General features: G+C 60.5%; 12 protein-coding genes. 4 read left to right on the top strand and 8 right to left on the bottom strand.

What is annotated here, in order from left to right:
* Positions 1 to 18: 18 nt before the first annotated feature.
* Genes PspCFBP13508_RS11425 through PspCFBP13508_RS11390 form a run of 8 tightly spaced genes read right to left on the bottom strand, consistent with a single transcriptional unit; the run spans position 19 to position 9,007 of the window.
* A complete protein-coding gene (locus PspCFBP13508_RS11425) occupies positions 19 to 1,149 on the bottom strand; it encodes a glycosyltransferase family 4 protein (RefSeq protein WP_137214480.1) in 1,131 nt (376 codons plus the stop codon).
* The gene (locus PspCFBP13508_RS11420; protein WP_137214479.1) at positions 1,150 to 2,280 is read right to left on the bottom strand and encodes a glycosyltransferase family 1 protein; all 1,131 of its coding nucleotides are present in this window, start codon (positions 2,278 to 2,280) and stop codon (positions 1,150 to 1,152) included.
* Positions 2,264 to 3,631 carry a glycosyltransferase family 1 protein gene (locus PspCFBP13508_RS11415; RefSeq protein WP_137214478.1) on the bottom strand — a complete coding sequence of 456 codons (1,368 nt, stop codon included), beginning with the start codon at positions 3,629 to 3,631 and terminating at the stop codon, positions 2,264 to 2,266. The genes PspCFBP13508_RS11420 and PspCFBP13508_RS11415 overlap by 17 nt, the downstream gene beginning before the upstream one ends.
* Entirely contained in the window at positions 3,628 to 4,881 is a 1,254-nt protein-coding gene (locus PspCFBP13508_RS11410; RefSeq protein ID WP_137214477.1) for an ABC transporter ATP-binding protein, read from the bottom strand. The genes PspCFBP13508_RS11415 and PspCFBP13508_RS11410 overlap by 4 nt, the downstream gene beginning before the upstream one ends.
* The gene (locus PspCFBP13508_RS11405) at positions 4,881 to 5,678 is read right to left on the bottom strand and encodes an ABC transporter permease (protein ID WP_137214476.1); all 798 of its coding nucleotides are present in this window, start codon (positions 5,676 to 5,678) and stop codon (positions 4,881 to 4,883) included. Before PspCFBP13508_RS11405 ends, PspCFBP13508_RS11410 begins: the two co-directional genes overlap by 1 nt.
* A complete protein-coding gene (locus PspCFBP13508_RS11400; protein ID WP_137214475.1) occupies positions 5,679 to 7,121 on the bottom strand; it encodes a mannose-1-phosphate guanylyltransferase/mannose-6-phosphate isomerase in 1,443 nt (480 codons plus the stop codon).
* 3 nt (positions 7,122 to 7,124) lie between these two features.
* Complete coding sequence (gene gmd, locus PspCFBP13508_RS11395; protein WP_016772418.1) at positions 7,125 to 8,096, bottom strand: GDP-mannose 4,6-dehydratase; 972 nt, start codon at positions 8,094 to 8,096, stop codon at positions 7,125 to 7,127.
* Positions 8,093 to 9,007 carry a GDP-mannose 4,6-dehydratase gene (locus PspCFBP13508_RS11390; protein WP_137214474.1) on the bottom strand — a complete coding sequence of 305 codons (915 nt, stop codon included), beginning with the start codon at positions 9,005 to 9,007 and terminating at the stop codon, positions 8,093 to 8,095. Before PspCFBP13508_RS11390 ends, gmd begins: the two co-directional genes overlap by 4 nt.
* Positions 9,008 to 9,434: 427 nt before the next feature.
* Between PspCFBP13508_RS11390 and PspCFBP13508_RS11385 the strand changes: the two genes are divergently transcribed.
* The 4 genes from PspCFBP13508_RS11385 to PspCFBP13508_RS11370 are packed head-to-tail and all read left to right on the top strand — an operon-like array spanning position 9,435 to position 14,291.
* A complete protein-coding gene (locus PspCFBP13508_RS11385; protein WP_137214473.1) occupies positions 9,435 to 11,012 on the top strand; it encodes a glycosyltransferase in 1,578 nt (525 codons plus the stop codon).
* Positions 11,006 to 12,307 (top strand): glycosyltransferase, encoded by a 1,302-nt coding sequence (locus PspCFBP13508_RS11380; protein ID WP_137214472.1) that lies wholly within the window; start codon positions 11,006 to 11,008, stop codon positions 12,305 to 12,307. The genes PspCFBP13508_RS11385 and PspCFBP13508_RS11380 overlap by 7 nt, the downstream gene beginning before the upstream one ends.
* Positions 12,304 to 13,458 (top strand): acyltransferase, encoded by a 1,155-nt coding sequence (locus PspCFBP13508_RS11375; RefSeq protein WP_122506294.1) that lies wholly within the window; start codon positions 12,304 to 12,306, stop codon positions 13,456 to 13,458. The genes PspCFBP13508_RS11380 and PspCFBP13508_RS11375 overlap by 4 nt, the downstream gene beginning before the upstream one ends.
* Positions 13,452 to 14,291, top strand: coding sequence for a class I SAM-dependent methyltransferase (locus PspCFBP13508_RS11370; protein WP_122506293.1), 840 nt, complete (start codon positions 13,452 to 13,454; stop codon positions 14,289 to 14,291). The genes PspCFBP13508_RS11375 and PspCFBP13508_RS11370 overlap by 7 nt, the downstream gene beginning before the upstream one ends.
* Positions 14,292 to 14,317 lie beyond the last annotated feature (26 nt).

Here is a 14,317-nt window from a genome sequence, read left to right as displayed (position 1 = left end):
TCTGAAGGCGGGTCATGTTCACGCGTAGGACAGCGCCTTTTCTGCCAGTAATTCCTGATACAGCTCAGTCCATTTGCGGCCCATTACATCGGCGGTGAACAACTGCCGATAACGCGCTTCTGCCTTGACGCCCATGGCGGCTGCACGCTCGGGGTTTTCCCATAACGTGCGCATGGCTTCGCTGAATGCGTGTGGATTGCTGGGCGGCACCACCAGCCCGGTTTCGTTGTGAATATTGATGAAACTGGTACCGGTGCCGATCTCGCTTGAAATCAGCGGCTTACCGTACATCGCGCCCTCTAGCAACGAGATACCGAAGGCCTCGGAGCGCAAGTGCGAAGGGAAGACGAACGCGTAGCTCAATTGCAGCAACGCGACTTTGTCTTCATCGTCCAGGCGTCCGACGAAATGGATGTTGCGCAAGCCAAGTGCGGCGGCCTGAGCGCGCAGCTTCAGCTCCAGCGGGCCGGCGCCGACGATGACTGTCGGGTAATCCGCTTGTTTGAGCGCGTCAAGCAGGATATGCAAGCCCTTGTAATAACGCATCACCCCAACGAAGAGGAAAAACTTATCCCCAAGTTGCTGGCGCCAACGGTTCATCCGCTGACCGTTGGGTTGTGGATAACCTGCCTTGTTCAAGCCGTACGTGATGACGCGAGTCTTTTCCTGGAACTGCTGCAACACATCGCTGGTATGCAGGTAGTTAGGCGACGCGGCGACGATTCGGTCGGCGCTGGCCAGGAAGCGCTCCATTAGCGGTCGGTACAATTTGAGCAGGTGTTTTTGCCGAATGATGTCCGAGTGATAGGTGACCACACTGGGTTTGTTCAGGGCGCTGGCGAAGTGCACCAGGTCCATGAATGGCCACGGGAAGTGATAGTTGATCACGTCGGCCTCGGCGGCCAGTTCGCGGAACTGCTTGAACACGCTCCAGGAAAACCCGGTCGAGGCGAACTGGATATCCAGTTTGGCCCGATGCACTTCATGTTGGCCCAACTGCATTACCCGGGGTGTCGGATCCGCGCTCAGGGTCAGGACCTGCGCTTCGATGCCGTGCTGAACGCCGCTTTCGCAGAGTTGGAAGACGACTTGTTCGATGCCACCGAATGAGTCGGGCAGGTAAGTCTTGAAGAAATGAAGAACGCGCATTCAACCTCCCATGGCCTGGCGGTAGGCACCGGCCGTGACCTGTGCACAACGTTGCCAGGAAAAAAAACCAGCCCTCAGCAATCCTGCTTCGCGGCATGCCTGCCAATGCAGCGGATCGTCAATGAGACGACTCAGCGCATCGCGCAGGCCCTCGGCATCGTCCGCTTCAATATAGTTGCCAGCCGCGCCGGCCACCTCCGGCATTGCCGAAGAACCGGTCGTCACCACCGGCGTGCCACTGGCCATGGCTTCCAGCACCGGCAAGCCAAAGCCCTCATACAGCGATGGAAATATCAGCGCCCGGGCGCCGGCCAGCAGTTGCGCCAATTGCTCATCTGGCAGATAGCCAAGCAGGCACACATGGCCACTCGCCAATGCCTGACGCAGCGGCTCGTTGAACTGTTCGCGCTGCCAACCGGCCATTCCCGCAATCAACAAGGGAAAGCGCTGGCGCACCGCATCTGGCAACAGGGCGTGGGCCCGCAGCGCCAGGCTCAGGTTTTTGCGCGGCTCGAGGGTGCCGACACAGAGGAAATATTCCCGTGCCTGCACGGCGTGAGCCTTGAGCACGCTGTCGATTTCTTCGGTTTGCCGAGGACGAAAGCGCGCGGCCACGCCCAATGGCGCCACCACGAATCGCTGCGCAGGCAGGCTGAAATAAGCCTGCGCCTCGTCGGCGATTGCCTGCGAGTCGGTCAGAATTACCCGCGCCTGCTGAACACCTGCGGCCAGGCGACGTTCGATCTCTCTCAAACGTGCCGGCGGTTGAGTGTCAGGAAAATGCAGGTGCGTCAGGTCATGCAAAGTGATTACGGTCGGGCCGTCGAAGGCCAGCGGCCACAGGCTTGGCTCGTGATAAAGATCAATCTTTTGTGTACGCACCTGATCAAAACGTTTCTGCTCCAGCCAGCGCCGTGCCTGATAGGCTCCGGGTATTTGCCGCAGCAGCGGCGTCATCCGCGAATAACCGGGCATGGCTGCGTCCGGCAGGGCCGGATTCCAGCCCCAGCCATGAAACAGGGTTACGTCCACGTCGGGTTCGCTACGCAGGGCGTTGACCAGTTCAGCGACGTAATGGCCGATACCGGTGCGCGGTGCCTGCAGGATGCGAGCGTTAAGAGCAATGCGCATGGGGCCTCGCTGGCACGCGCGGGGCCTGCTGGACATGGTCAAGGCTGCGTGTAGCCAATTGCTCGCTGGCTTCACGCCAGCCGATCCAGCGCCAGTCAGCGACGTCGCGGGCGGCAGGAAACTGCCCACTGCGCTGATAGGTATCGATCAGATCGGCAAGGCTTTGTGGATCCAGCAGATCGAAATACGCCATGAACTCGCCGCCGATTTCGCGGAATACCGCGATGTCGCTGCCCATTGCCGGCAACCCGCGCTGCATCGCTTCCACCAGCGGCAGGCCGAAGCCTTCGACGAACGAGGGGAACACCAGCGCGCTGGCCTGCGCGTAAGCGTATTCGAGGCTGGTGTCGCTCAGGTCATTGAACATGAACAGGCGCCGGTTCAGTTCCGGATGATTGCGAATTCGCTCGAGCAGCGCGTCGCATTTCCAGCCGATGCGCCCGGCGATGCACAGGCGTGCCGTCGAGCCGGCGGCCCAGGCGCGGTCGAAGGCGTCGAGCAGATACGCATGGTTCTTGCGCGGCTCGATGGTGCTGACCATCAGGAACACCGCTCCGGGCGCCGCGAACAGATTCTTGAGGCGTGGTTCGACCGATGCTGCGCTGTGATGCAGATCAAGTTCGGAACCCAGATGGAAGAAATCAAACCAGCGACTCTCAGTCTGGTCAGCGCCGATCCTGCGCTGCAATTCGCCACGTACCTGATCGCGCACGGTGGCCGAAATCGCCATGTAGCCATCAGCGGTGCGAGTGATCCAGTCGAACCATTCGTTGAAAACCTCGACCAGACGCGTGTCGTAAAACTGCGGATGTGTCAGCGGAATCAGGTCGTAAACCACCGCGATCACACCGACGCCGTCGCGTTTGAGCTGTTCGACGTGGGCGAAAAAATCCGAGTGCCATGATGAATCCAGCAGCACCAGTTGATCGCCTGATTGGTGCTGCAGGGGTATGCAGCGTTTGAGCAACTGCCTGCGATTGATCTGCCGGATCAACCGTATCGGCAAGCCGAATACGCCGATCTGGGTGAATTGATAGGCAACATACAGCAGCCCTCGGGACAGTTTCGAAGTGCATCGCGCATCGCGGCGCTGGTGCCACTGCCAGAAGCGATGTGCCAGGCGCTCCAGGCGTTCGCCGAAGGTTTGCAGAGCATTCAGGAACGGCGTGTCGAGCGGCGCCAGCCTCAGTACACGATAGAGCTGGCCGTTGATCACCACCACTGGCAGGCACTCGACCCCTTGCGCACTGGTTGGCAATTGCTTGATGACGTTGCGCACCACGCGCTGAATCCCCGAGTTGACCATCGGGTGCTTGAATACGTGGGTGCATTCGACCAACAGGCGGGTCATGGCGCGCGCTCGACAGTCCGGGTCTCGGTTTCACGGGTGACGGTGGTCCGGGCGTCCAGCCAGGCACAACCGACGAAATCCTCCCGTGGGTTGTTGATCACGTGGAACACCAGTGCGTAGTCACGCCACTCGAAATTGCGATCCAGGTGCGAGTCCAGACGCGACAGGCTAAGGGACACCGAATAGTTGCCTTTGCCCAGGCCCATGATGAAGGCGAAGCGATAGGTGAAGCGTTCACCGGCGCGCAGATCGGTCAATGCCTTGTTCAGCCGGTGGGTGTTGATGCCGTACATCATCTGGCCCAGTCGATCCTTGAGGATAAAGCCCAGCACCAGCCGTTCGATGTCCTCGCGTACCTCGACCTGCACTTCGAGCACCACCGGTTGGCCGACTTCGACAGCGTCAATGCTGCGCTGGTTTTCATCGAGCAGGCGTACGCTGAGAATCGCCGCCTCGCCGGTGCCGGAAACCGTTTGCACCTCGCCGCCGGCGAGCGTTTCCTGGCGTACGACCTGACCCTCCCGTTCGGCCATCAGCGCATTGTAATAATCCAGAACCGGCTCCGGTTTGCCGCGCATGGCCACGCGCCCGTCCTTGAGCAGGATCGCCGAGTCGCAAATCGACTGAATCGCGAAACGATCATGGGACACGATCAATAACGTCGTGCCGGATTTACGAAAGCTGCGGATGCGTTCGAAGCTCTTGTGCTGAAAATAGGCGTCGCCCACCGACAGCGCTTCGTCGACGATCAGGATGTCCGGGCGCCGAGCCGTGGCGACGCTGAACGCTAAACGCATCTGCATGCCGCTGGAGTAAGTCCGCACCGGGTGATCGATGGCTTCGCCGATTTCGGCAAAACGCTCGATATCGGGCATCAGGGCCTGGATTTCTTCAAGCTGCATGCCCAACAACTGACCGGCCATGATTGCGTTCTGCCGACCGGTAAAGTCCGGATGGAAACCCATGCCCAGCTCCAGCAGGGCTGCGACGCGCCCTTGCAATTCAATCTTGCCTTGGGTGGGTTGAGTGGTGCCGGTGATCATTTTCAGCAAGGTGCTTTTGCCTGCACCGTTGGCGCCGACGATACCCACCGCTTCACCCGGAGCAATCTCGAATTCGACATCTTGCAGCACCCAATGCTGTTGATGGCGGATCGGCGAAAACGGGATCAGCCACTCGGTCAGGCGCGCCCAGCGGTTGGGGTATTGCTTATAGGCCTTGCCCAGGCCGGTGACGCGAATATGTCCCATCAGAGTTCATCCACCATTTCGCCGACGCGCTGGCGAAACAGTCGCAGACCGATCAGACAGACCACCACGCCGGTAATGAAAACCGGCAGCAGCGAACTCCATACCGGCCACTGACCGTAGAGAAACAGGTTCTGGTAACTGCTGAACAGGTTGGTCAGCGGGTTGAGTTGCAGCAGGCGCTGCACCCATTCCGGCAGGATCGTGATCGGGTAGACGATCGGTGTCAGCCAGAACCAGAACTGCAGGCAGATGCCGAACAACTGGCCGACATCGCGAAAGAATACGTTCAATACGCCAAGGACCATGCCCAGCCCGGCGCAGAACATCATTTGCAGAGCAATCAGCGGAATCAGCGCCAGCAAAGCCATCCCCGGCCAGCGCCCGGTGACCAGCAGAAATCCGAGAAACAGGCTGATGATGATGGCGAAATTGATCCCGGCGTTGATCAGGACGATCACCGGCAGGCAGATCCTCGGGAAGCTGATTTTCTTCAACAGATTGGCGTTTTCCAGAAACATGTTCTGACTGCGCAGGGTGATTTCGGAAAACAGTCCCCAGGCCAACAGACCAGCGCAGAGGTAGACACTGTAGGCCATGCTGTCGTCCACACCGGGCAGGCGCGCGCGCATGATCTGGGAAAAGATCACCGTGTAAACGATGATCATCGACAGCGGATTGAAGATCGGCCATAGCGCGCCGAACAGCGAGTTGCGATAACGCGCTTGAAACTCGCGCTGCACGCTGCCGAGGATGAACCCACGGTAGCTGTACAGCGAGCGGTACAGGGAAAGCAGCATTCAGACCGTCCTGCCGTATTGATCTTCGAAGCGAACGATATCGTCCTCGCCCAGGTACTCGCCGCTTTGCACTTCAATGATGACCAGATCGATCACTCCGGGGTTCTCCAGGCGATGCTTGTGGCCGGCGGCGATGAACGTTGATTCATTCTTGGCGACCAGGGTCGTGCCGGAGCCGTTGTTGGTGACCTTGGCCATGCCTTCGACCACCACCCAGTGCTCGTTGCGGTGATGGTGCATCTGCAACGACAATTTGCCACCGGGTTTGACCACGATGCGCTTGATCTTGAAACGCGGACCTTCTTCCAGAACGGTATAGGTGCCCCAAGGACGGCTGACCGTACGATGCAGGCGATAGGCTTCGTGGGACTTGTCCTTGAGTTGCTTCGCCACGCGGCGTACATCCTGTGCACGGTCGGCATGGGCCACCAGCACCGCATCGGCGGTGTCGACGATGATCAGGTCATCCACACCGACGGTTGCCACCAGCCGGCCTTCGCTCTGCACGAAGTTGTTTTGGCTGTCGATGAAGATCGCTTCGCCACTGGCGCGGTTGTTGTCGGCGTCGGCGGGAATCAGCGCGGCGACCGCATTCCACGAACCGATGTCGCTCCAGTCGAAACCGGCAGGTACCACCACGACTTTTTCCGAGCGCTCCATCAGTGCGTAGTCAATGGAGATATCAGTGATTTCGGCAAACAGGGCCGGTGACAACTCCTGTTGCAGGCAGCCGACCGTTTCGACCGGTGCGCTGATGGCCATGCAGGCGCGGGTCTGTTCCAGCAACTCGGGTGCGTGCAGTTGCAGTTCGGCAATGAGCGTCGCGGTGGTGAAGCAGAACATCCCCGAATTCCATAGGAAGTTGCCGCTCTCCAGGTAATGCGTGGCGGTCTGCAAGTCGGGTTTCTCGACGAAGCGCTGCACCTTGGCCGCACCCTTGGCGTCCAGCGGCGCACCGGTTTCGATGTAGCCGAAGCCGGTTTCCGGCGCGGTCGGAACTACGCCGAAGGTCACCAGATAACCGTCCTTCGCCAGATTCACTGCGTGCTCGACCGCACTCTTCAAGGCGTCCTGATTGACGATCAAGTGATCGGCCGGCATCACCACCATGATTGCGTCGTCACCATGCAGCGCCTGCAATGACAGTGCTGCCGCTGCGATCGCCGGTGCGGTATTGCGCCCGCTCGGCTCCAGCAGAAAGTGCCCGCGATGGCGCGACACCTGCGCCGCGCAATAGTGATCCTTGCTCTGGAAGTAATACTCGCGGTTGGTCACGGTGACGATGTCGCCCCAGCCGTCCAGCAACGCCGCCGCACGCTGGTAGGTCTTGCCCAGCAGCGACTGGCCGTCGGGCAGGGTCATGAACGGCTTGGGGTGGCCCTCGCGGGACACCGGCCACAAACGGGTGCCGGCACCGCCGGACAGAATCACCGGAATCAGCATGGCCTACTCCTTGGCGACGCGTTTCATGTCCGCATCCATCATCATGCGGATCAAGGTATCCAGGTCGGTTTTCGGTTTCCAGCCCAGCACACGCTGGGCCTTGGCCGGGTTGCCGAGCAGCACTTCGACTTCGGCCGGGCGGAAGAACGCCGGGTCGATCTTCACGTAATCGCGGTAGTTAAGGCCAACGTGATCGAAGGCAATTCGGCACATTTCGCGCACGGTGGTGGTGACGCCCGTGGCGACCACGAAGTCGTCGGGTTTGTCCTGTTGCAGCATCAGCCACATGGCCTCGACGTAATCGCCGGCAAAGCCCCAATCGCGTTTCGCGTCGATGTTGCCCAGCGCCAAGTCCTGCTGTTTGCCCTGCTTGATGCGCGCGGCAGCGTCAGTGACCTTGCGGGTAACGAATTCGATGCCGCGCAGCGGTGATTCATGGTTGAAGAGGATGCCGCTGCTGGCGTGCAGGTTGAAGCTTTCGCGGTAGTTGACGGTGATCCAGTGGCCGTAGAGCTTGGCCACGCCGTAAGGGCTGCGCGGGTAGAACGGCGTGTTCTCGTCCTGTTGCTCAGCCTGGATCAGGCCGAACATTTCGCTGGTCGAGGCCTGATAAAACCGTGTGTGCGGGCTGAACTGGCGGATCGCTTCGAGCAAGTGCGTCACGCCCAGCCCATCGACGATGCCGGTGGTCACCGGTTGATCCCAGGAAGCAGCGACAAAACTCTGTGCGGCGAGGTTGTAGACCTCGTCCGGTGCCGACTTGATTACCGCACGCTGCACCGAACAGGCGTCCGCCATGTCGCCGTCGAGGTAGACGATATCGGCTTCGATACCCGTCTCGCGCAGGCGCCAGCGTGAATCGCTGCTGCGTCGAGCGACGAGGCCGTGGACCTTGTAACCCTTGTCCAGCAGCAGTTTGGCCAGATAGGCGCCATCCTGGCCCGTGATCCCGGTAATCAGTGCACTTTTTGTCATTGTTGTCGTACTCGCGTCTCCCAGTCGGACAGGATCGCCCGCAGGGATTGTTGTGTGGTGGTGGCTGGCGCCCATCCTGTGGCGCTCGCCAGTTTTGCGTGACTGCCGCAGACACGGCGCTGGTCGGCGCGCCGCATGCGCGCCGGATCCGCCACCAGTTCTACGTCGACTTCGGCCAGATCGGCCAATTGCTCGATCAGGCTGCGAATGCTTTGCTCGCGGCCCGAGCAGATGTTGTAGACCTGCCCCGGTGCGCCGTTTTCCAGCAGGGCGAAATACGCTGCGATCACGTCGCCGACATCAAGAAAATCCCGCGTAACGTCGATATCGCCGACTTGCAATTGCGGCGCTTGCAGACCCTGTCTGATACGGCAGATCTGCCGGGCTGCGCTGGCGATGACGAAGCTGTCTTTTTGCCCGGTGCCGATGTGGTTGAACGGACGCGTCACCAGCACTGGCCAGCCTTCACTCAGGCCCCATTGCAAACTGAGGAACTCCGCTGAAAGTTTGCTCACCGCGTAAGGATTGCGCGGCAGCGGCGGTTGTTGCTCGGTGATTGGCAGATGCTCTTCGGCGACTTGCCCGTAAACGTCGCCGGAGCTGACGTACAGGAAAGTGCCGGAAAAACCGCGAGCCTTGAGCGCCTGCAGCAGGTTGAGGGTGCCGAAAAGATTGATATCGAAGGTGCGGGCCGGGTCACGGAAGGCTTCCGGCACGAAGGTCTGGCCGGCCAGATGAATGACTGCATCCGGCATCTCGGGCCAAAGGTCGGTGAGGCTGTCGGCGTTCGTAAGGTCGTAGGCCGATGCGGCAGGCAGCAGCTCCCACGACGAGCCCGGCGACGCCAGACGAGACTGAATGTGTTGTCCCACGAAGCCGCTGAGGCCCGTGACGAACAGACGTTTTTTCAAACAGCGACCCCTTGGTCATGACTCGCGCCGCTTTCCTTGCACGCTTTGAGGAAAGCCCTGTCAGACCGGAGGAAACATCCGGTGAAACAGCAGGCGAAGCCGTTGTTGTAGTTGTTTGGTTGCCAATCTGTGCCAATTGCTCGGCAATTTCAACCGGGCAAACCGTGACTGGTCAGTTCTCGTCAGCATAGTCCGATTTATTCTCGCCCGGCGGTTCCCGGACTCGCGATGGATGTGTTTAGAATGGCCTTCGTCGCGAGTTGGCCGATTGTTTTCCGGACGCCGCGACGCGGGGTGAAACTGACCACTAAAACAAGAACAGAGACGTGCCCGATGATGACGGACGAGTGCCGGCCCTGCCGACCCGATCCGCCGCGCGGCCGTCATAGCATGAAGTCGCCGGGATGGCGCTTCATCGTGGGATGCCATGAATTTCATTCTCTACTCGGACGTCAACGACAGCTCCATCAGTGCCAGTCTCGGGCGTCCGGAATACAGCTATTACTTTGTCCTCAAAGCCTATCGCCCGGTGCTGGAAAGCCTGGGGCGCGTGCACGTGGCCGGATCTGTCGCCGACGTCGATGTGATTTACCGGCAATTGCTCGCCGCAGGTGAAGACAGTGTGTTCCTGTCCTTCACCCCACCGCAGAAAACTCCGGTTGATCTGGAATGCCCGACGATTTGCGTGGTGGCCTGGGAGTTCGATTCGATCCCGAATGAACAATGGGACGACGATCCGCGTCAGGACTGGACACGCATGCTCGCGCGCCACGGTCGGGTCATCACCCTGTCGAGCCACACGGCAACGGCCATCCACCGCGCCATGGGCGAAGCGTTCCCGGTGCTGGTTTTGCCGACGCCGTTGTGGGACAGCTTCGCAACGATTCGTCAGCAACACCAACCGATGCCGGTCAACCCGGGCACTGCACTGGCAATCAAAGGGTGCATATTCGATTCGCGCACCCTCGGCCTCTCAGCCGATGCGCTGATCCCGACGCCAATCAGCCCTGAAGAGCAGGCTGCACTGGCCGCAGCAATTGAAGCCGCGCGCCCGCCACCGTTGACGTTCAAACGCCGACTGGTCATCGCTCGACATTACCTGCGGCTGTGGGCGCTGGACTTGGGACACGAGCAGGCGGAGCCGGTGCCGCGGGTGAAATTTCTGCACAACTGGTACTGGGAAGGCATTCGCGATCTGCTGCCGGACGCTCTGCATGGCTGGCTGCAACAGCGTTGGCCGGCGGTGTGCGGCGCTGCGCCGGTGCCCGTGATCGAACCGGCGCCGCTCGATCTGCCGGACACCTCATCGGTGGTCGAAACCACTGTCGAGGGTGTGGTGTACGTCTCGGTATTCAACCCCAAGGATGGCCGCAAGAACTGGCATCGACTGGTCAGCGCATTCTGCTGGGCGTTTCGCGAAACGCCCGACGCGACGCTGGTGCTCAAGATTACCCAGAATGATCTGGCGTCCTATTACAGCGAATTGATGACCCTGCTGGCGCAACTCACGCCGTTCGCCTGTCGGGTCGTGGTGATGCACGGTTACCTCGACGACGCGCAGTACGCCAGGCTTTATCAGGCGGCCAGTTTCTACGTCAACGCGTCACGTTGCGAAGGGTTGTGCCTGCCCTTGATGGAGTTCATGTCCAGCGGAAAACCGGTGATAGCCCCCGATCACACGGCGATGAAGGACTACATTGATGACTCGGTGGCGTTCGTGGTCAGGTCCAGTGAAGAGCTGACGATCTGGCCGCAGGACACGCGGATCATCTACCGCACGCTGCGGCACCGCCCCGACTGGGGCTCGCTGAAAAACGCCTACGAAAACAGCTATCGAATGGCCAAGGCCCAGCCGCAGGAGTATCGGCGGATGTCTGCCGCCGCCGTCGCGCGCATGCAGCAATACTGCGCCTTCGCGCCGGTGCGCAAACGGCTCGCGGAGTTCTTTGCGCTGACAGCAGGCCCCGCCGATGCTGCGCCTGTGACGGATAACGCCTCATGCTGATCATCATTCATTCAGAAACCAACCGGCACACCATTGCGCAGAACCTCGGGCGTTCGGAGTACAGCTATTACTTCGTGCTCAAGGAGTATCGTCCGGTGCTCGAACGCATCGGTCGGGTCGTGGAAGTGGCCGATCCGCAGACAGAAGTCGATGCGCTGTATCTGGAATGCCTGAGCCGTGGCGAGCCCTGCGTGTTTATGTCGTTCTCGCCGCCGCATCGCACCCCCGTTCACCTGGCCTGTCCGACGCTGCCGGTGTTTGCGTGGGAGTTCAGCACGATCCCCAACGAAGCCTTTGCGGGCGAGCCGCGCAACGACTGGCGTAGCGTCTTGCATGCCTGCGGGGCGGCGATTACTCATTCCAGTTATACGGTCAACGCCGTGCATGAGGCGATGGGTGCCGCGTACCCGATCGTCGCGGTGCCGGCGCCGGTCTGGGACCGTTTTGCGGCCCGTGGCGCGAAAATGCCCGAGCAAGCCCTGGCCACCGCTTATAGCCTGACGATCAAAGGTCTGGTCGCGGACAGCCGCACCCTCAATCTGAATGCATTCGGGCCGGCGCACCTGCGCAGCGGCGACGGCATCGACTTCGCCGCGCCGGCCTCCGAGCAGACGCTGATGCTTGACGGCGTGGTTTACACCTCGGTGTTCAATCCTGGTGACGGGCGCAAGAACTGGGAAGACATGCTCAGCGCGTTCTGTGTGTGTTTCCGCGATGTCGAAGACGCGACGCTGGTGCTCAAGCTCACTCACCATGACGCCGAAGAAGCACTCAGCGATATTCTCCACCACTTGTACAAGAACCAGTCTTACCGCTGCCGCATCGTTCTGATCTACGGCTACCTCGCCGATCCGGACTACGAGCAACTGGTGCAGGCCACGCGGTATGTGGTCAACACCTCGTACGGTGAAGGGCAGTGCCTGCCGCTGATGGAGTTCATGTCCTGCGGCAAGCCGGCGGTGGCGCCGCGTACCACGGCGATGATCGATTACCTGAGCACCGCGAATGCCTTTCTCATCGAGTCCACGGATGAGCTGACAGCCTGGCCTCACGACCCGCGCAAGGCCTTTCGAACCCTGCGTTACGTGACCAACTGGACCTCGTTATGCGAGGCCTATCGGGCCAGTTACGACGTCGCGAAAAACCAGCCGCAGCGCTATGCCGATATGTCCGCGCAGGCAGTCGACAGTTTGCAGGCGTTCTGCAGCCAGGCTGTGGCTGAACAGCGTTTGCGAGGGTTTCTGACGCAGTTGTTCGAGCATCGTGCGCCTGCCCAGGAAGCCCCCCAGGCATGAACGCCAAGCGCATCATGGACGTTGAAGTCCTGCGTGCGGTCGCGGTGCTCGCGGTGTTGTTCCATCATCTGCAGGACAATCTGTTCACTGACCCGGTGCCGTCGATGGCCCGGATCCACGAATGGGCGCAGACGTGGTGGGGCGTTGACCTGTTTTTTGCGATCTCCGGTTTTGTCATCGCCCGCAGCTTGATCCCGGTGCTGCAAGGCTGCACGACGGGCCAGGAGCGCTGGCAACAGGTACGCCATTTCTGGCTGCGCCGGGCTTTTCGGTTGTTGCCTTCAGCTTGGCTGTGGCTGGCGCTGATCCTGCTGGCCTGTATGTTTTTCAATCGATCCGGTGCGTTCGGCACGCTATCCGCCAATCTTCAGGCGACCTTGGCCGGGGTGCTGCAATACGCCAATTTCCGCTTCGCCGACAGCTTCTTCCACTACGAATATGGCAGCAGTTTCGTTTACTGGAGCCTGGCGCTGGAGGAGCAGTTCTACCTGCTCTTTCCTTTGCTGATCCTGTTGTTTCGCCGACGCCTGGTCTGGGCATTGCTGGCGCTGGTGGCGGTGCAGATTCTGACTGTGCGTACGCCGTTGCTGATGGTGGTACGCACCGACGCGCTGGCCCTTGGCGTGCTGTTGGGGATGTGGAGTGCGCAGCCGGGTTATCAGCGCTGGCAGCCCTCGTTCTTGCGCCGACCATGGCTTGGCATTTCAGCCTTGATTGTCATTGCAGCGCCGTTGAGCTTCATGGCCACGGACCGTTTTACCTTGGCCAATTATCGGATCGGTTCGATCGCCGTGCTCAGTGCGCTGCTGGTCTGGATCGCCTCGTACAACCGTGACTACCTGATGCCTGCCGGACGCATTCAGCGCTGCCTGGCCTGGATCGGCAGCCGTTCCTACGGCATCTACCTGATCCACATCCCCGCCTATCTGCTGCTGCGTGAGCTGATCTTTCGCTTGCAGAGCAGCGGTCTGCCGAGCCCGGCCGGACATCCCATCCTTACGGTGCTGATTGCCTTCGGCCTGATCGCGCTGCTCAGCGAATTCAACTATCGCTTGATCGAAATGCCGATGCGCAATCGCGGAGCTGCGCTGGTCAAGCGCCTCGGCACCTCCCGAACTGCAGTTACCTCACCCGGAGCCACCTCATGCTGAGCTTTTTGAAGAAACTCTCGGCGACAACGCCTGCGCAAACTTCGGCAGAACCGGTCGCTGCGGTTGCCGATAAAGTCGATCCGTACATGCTCGGCCTTTACGATGCGAAGCTCAGCGGCTGGTTCAACCAGGAGACTCACGAGCTGTACACGGGCTTCGCTGTGAGCGCCGACGACACGTTGCTTGATGTCGGTTGCGGTGATGGCGGCAACGTGCACTTCTGCGGTATGCGTGGGGCGAAGATCATTCTTGCCGATATCGATGCAGCCAAGGTCGAAGCCACGCGCCAGCGTCTGAGCGACACCCCGGCCCGGGACATCGAATGCCACGTTACCGACTGCAACCCGCTACCGATTGCCGAGGCAACGGCAACGCGTGTGGTCTGCACTGAAGTTATCGAACACGTTGACGATCCCGCGCAGTTTCTTGCCGAACTGGTGCGTGTCGGCAAGCCGGGCGCGTTGTATCTGCTGAGCGTGCCGCATCCCAGCTCCGAGGACCTGCAAAAGGACATCGCCGCGCCGGAGTATTTCCAGAAACCCAACCACATACGCATCATCAGCGAAGACCAGTTCAAGGCCATGGTCAGCGACGCCGGGCTGGAAATCATCAGCCACAGCCAATATGGCTTCTACTGGTCGATGTGGATGATGTTGTTCTGGGAGGCCAAGGTCGAGTTCAGCAATCCCGATCACCCGATGCTCGAGCACTGGGCCAATACCTGGCAAGCGGTGCTGGATTCCCCGCGCGGCGCGCAGATCAAGCAGGCGCTGGATGCGGTGGTGGCCAAGAGTCAGGTGATTATCGCGCGCAAACCAGCGGCATCCCTGTAGGCGCTGCGGCACGCTGCGATCTTTTG

The sequence above is a fragment of the Pseudomonas sp. CFBP13508 genome (assembly GCF_005233515.1).
Lineage (GTDB): Bacteria > Pseudomonadota > Gammaproteobacteria > Pseudomonadales > Pseudomonadaceae > Aquipseudomonas > Aquipseudomonas mercuritolerans.
The sequence above is the reverse complement of the archived record's forward strand: the minus strand, read 5'-3'. Positions and strand labels throughout refer to the sequence as shown.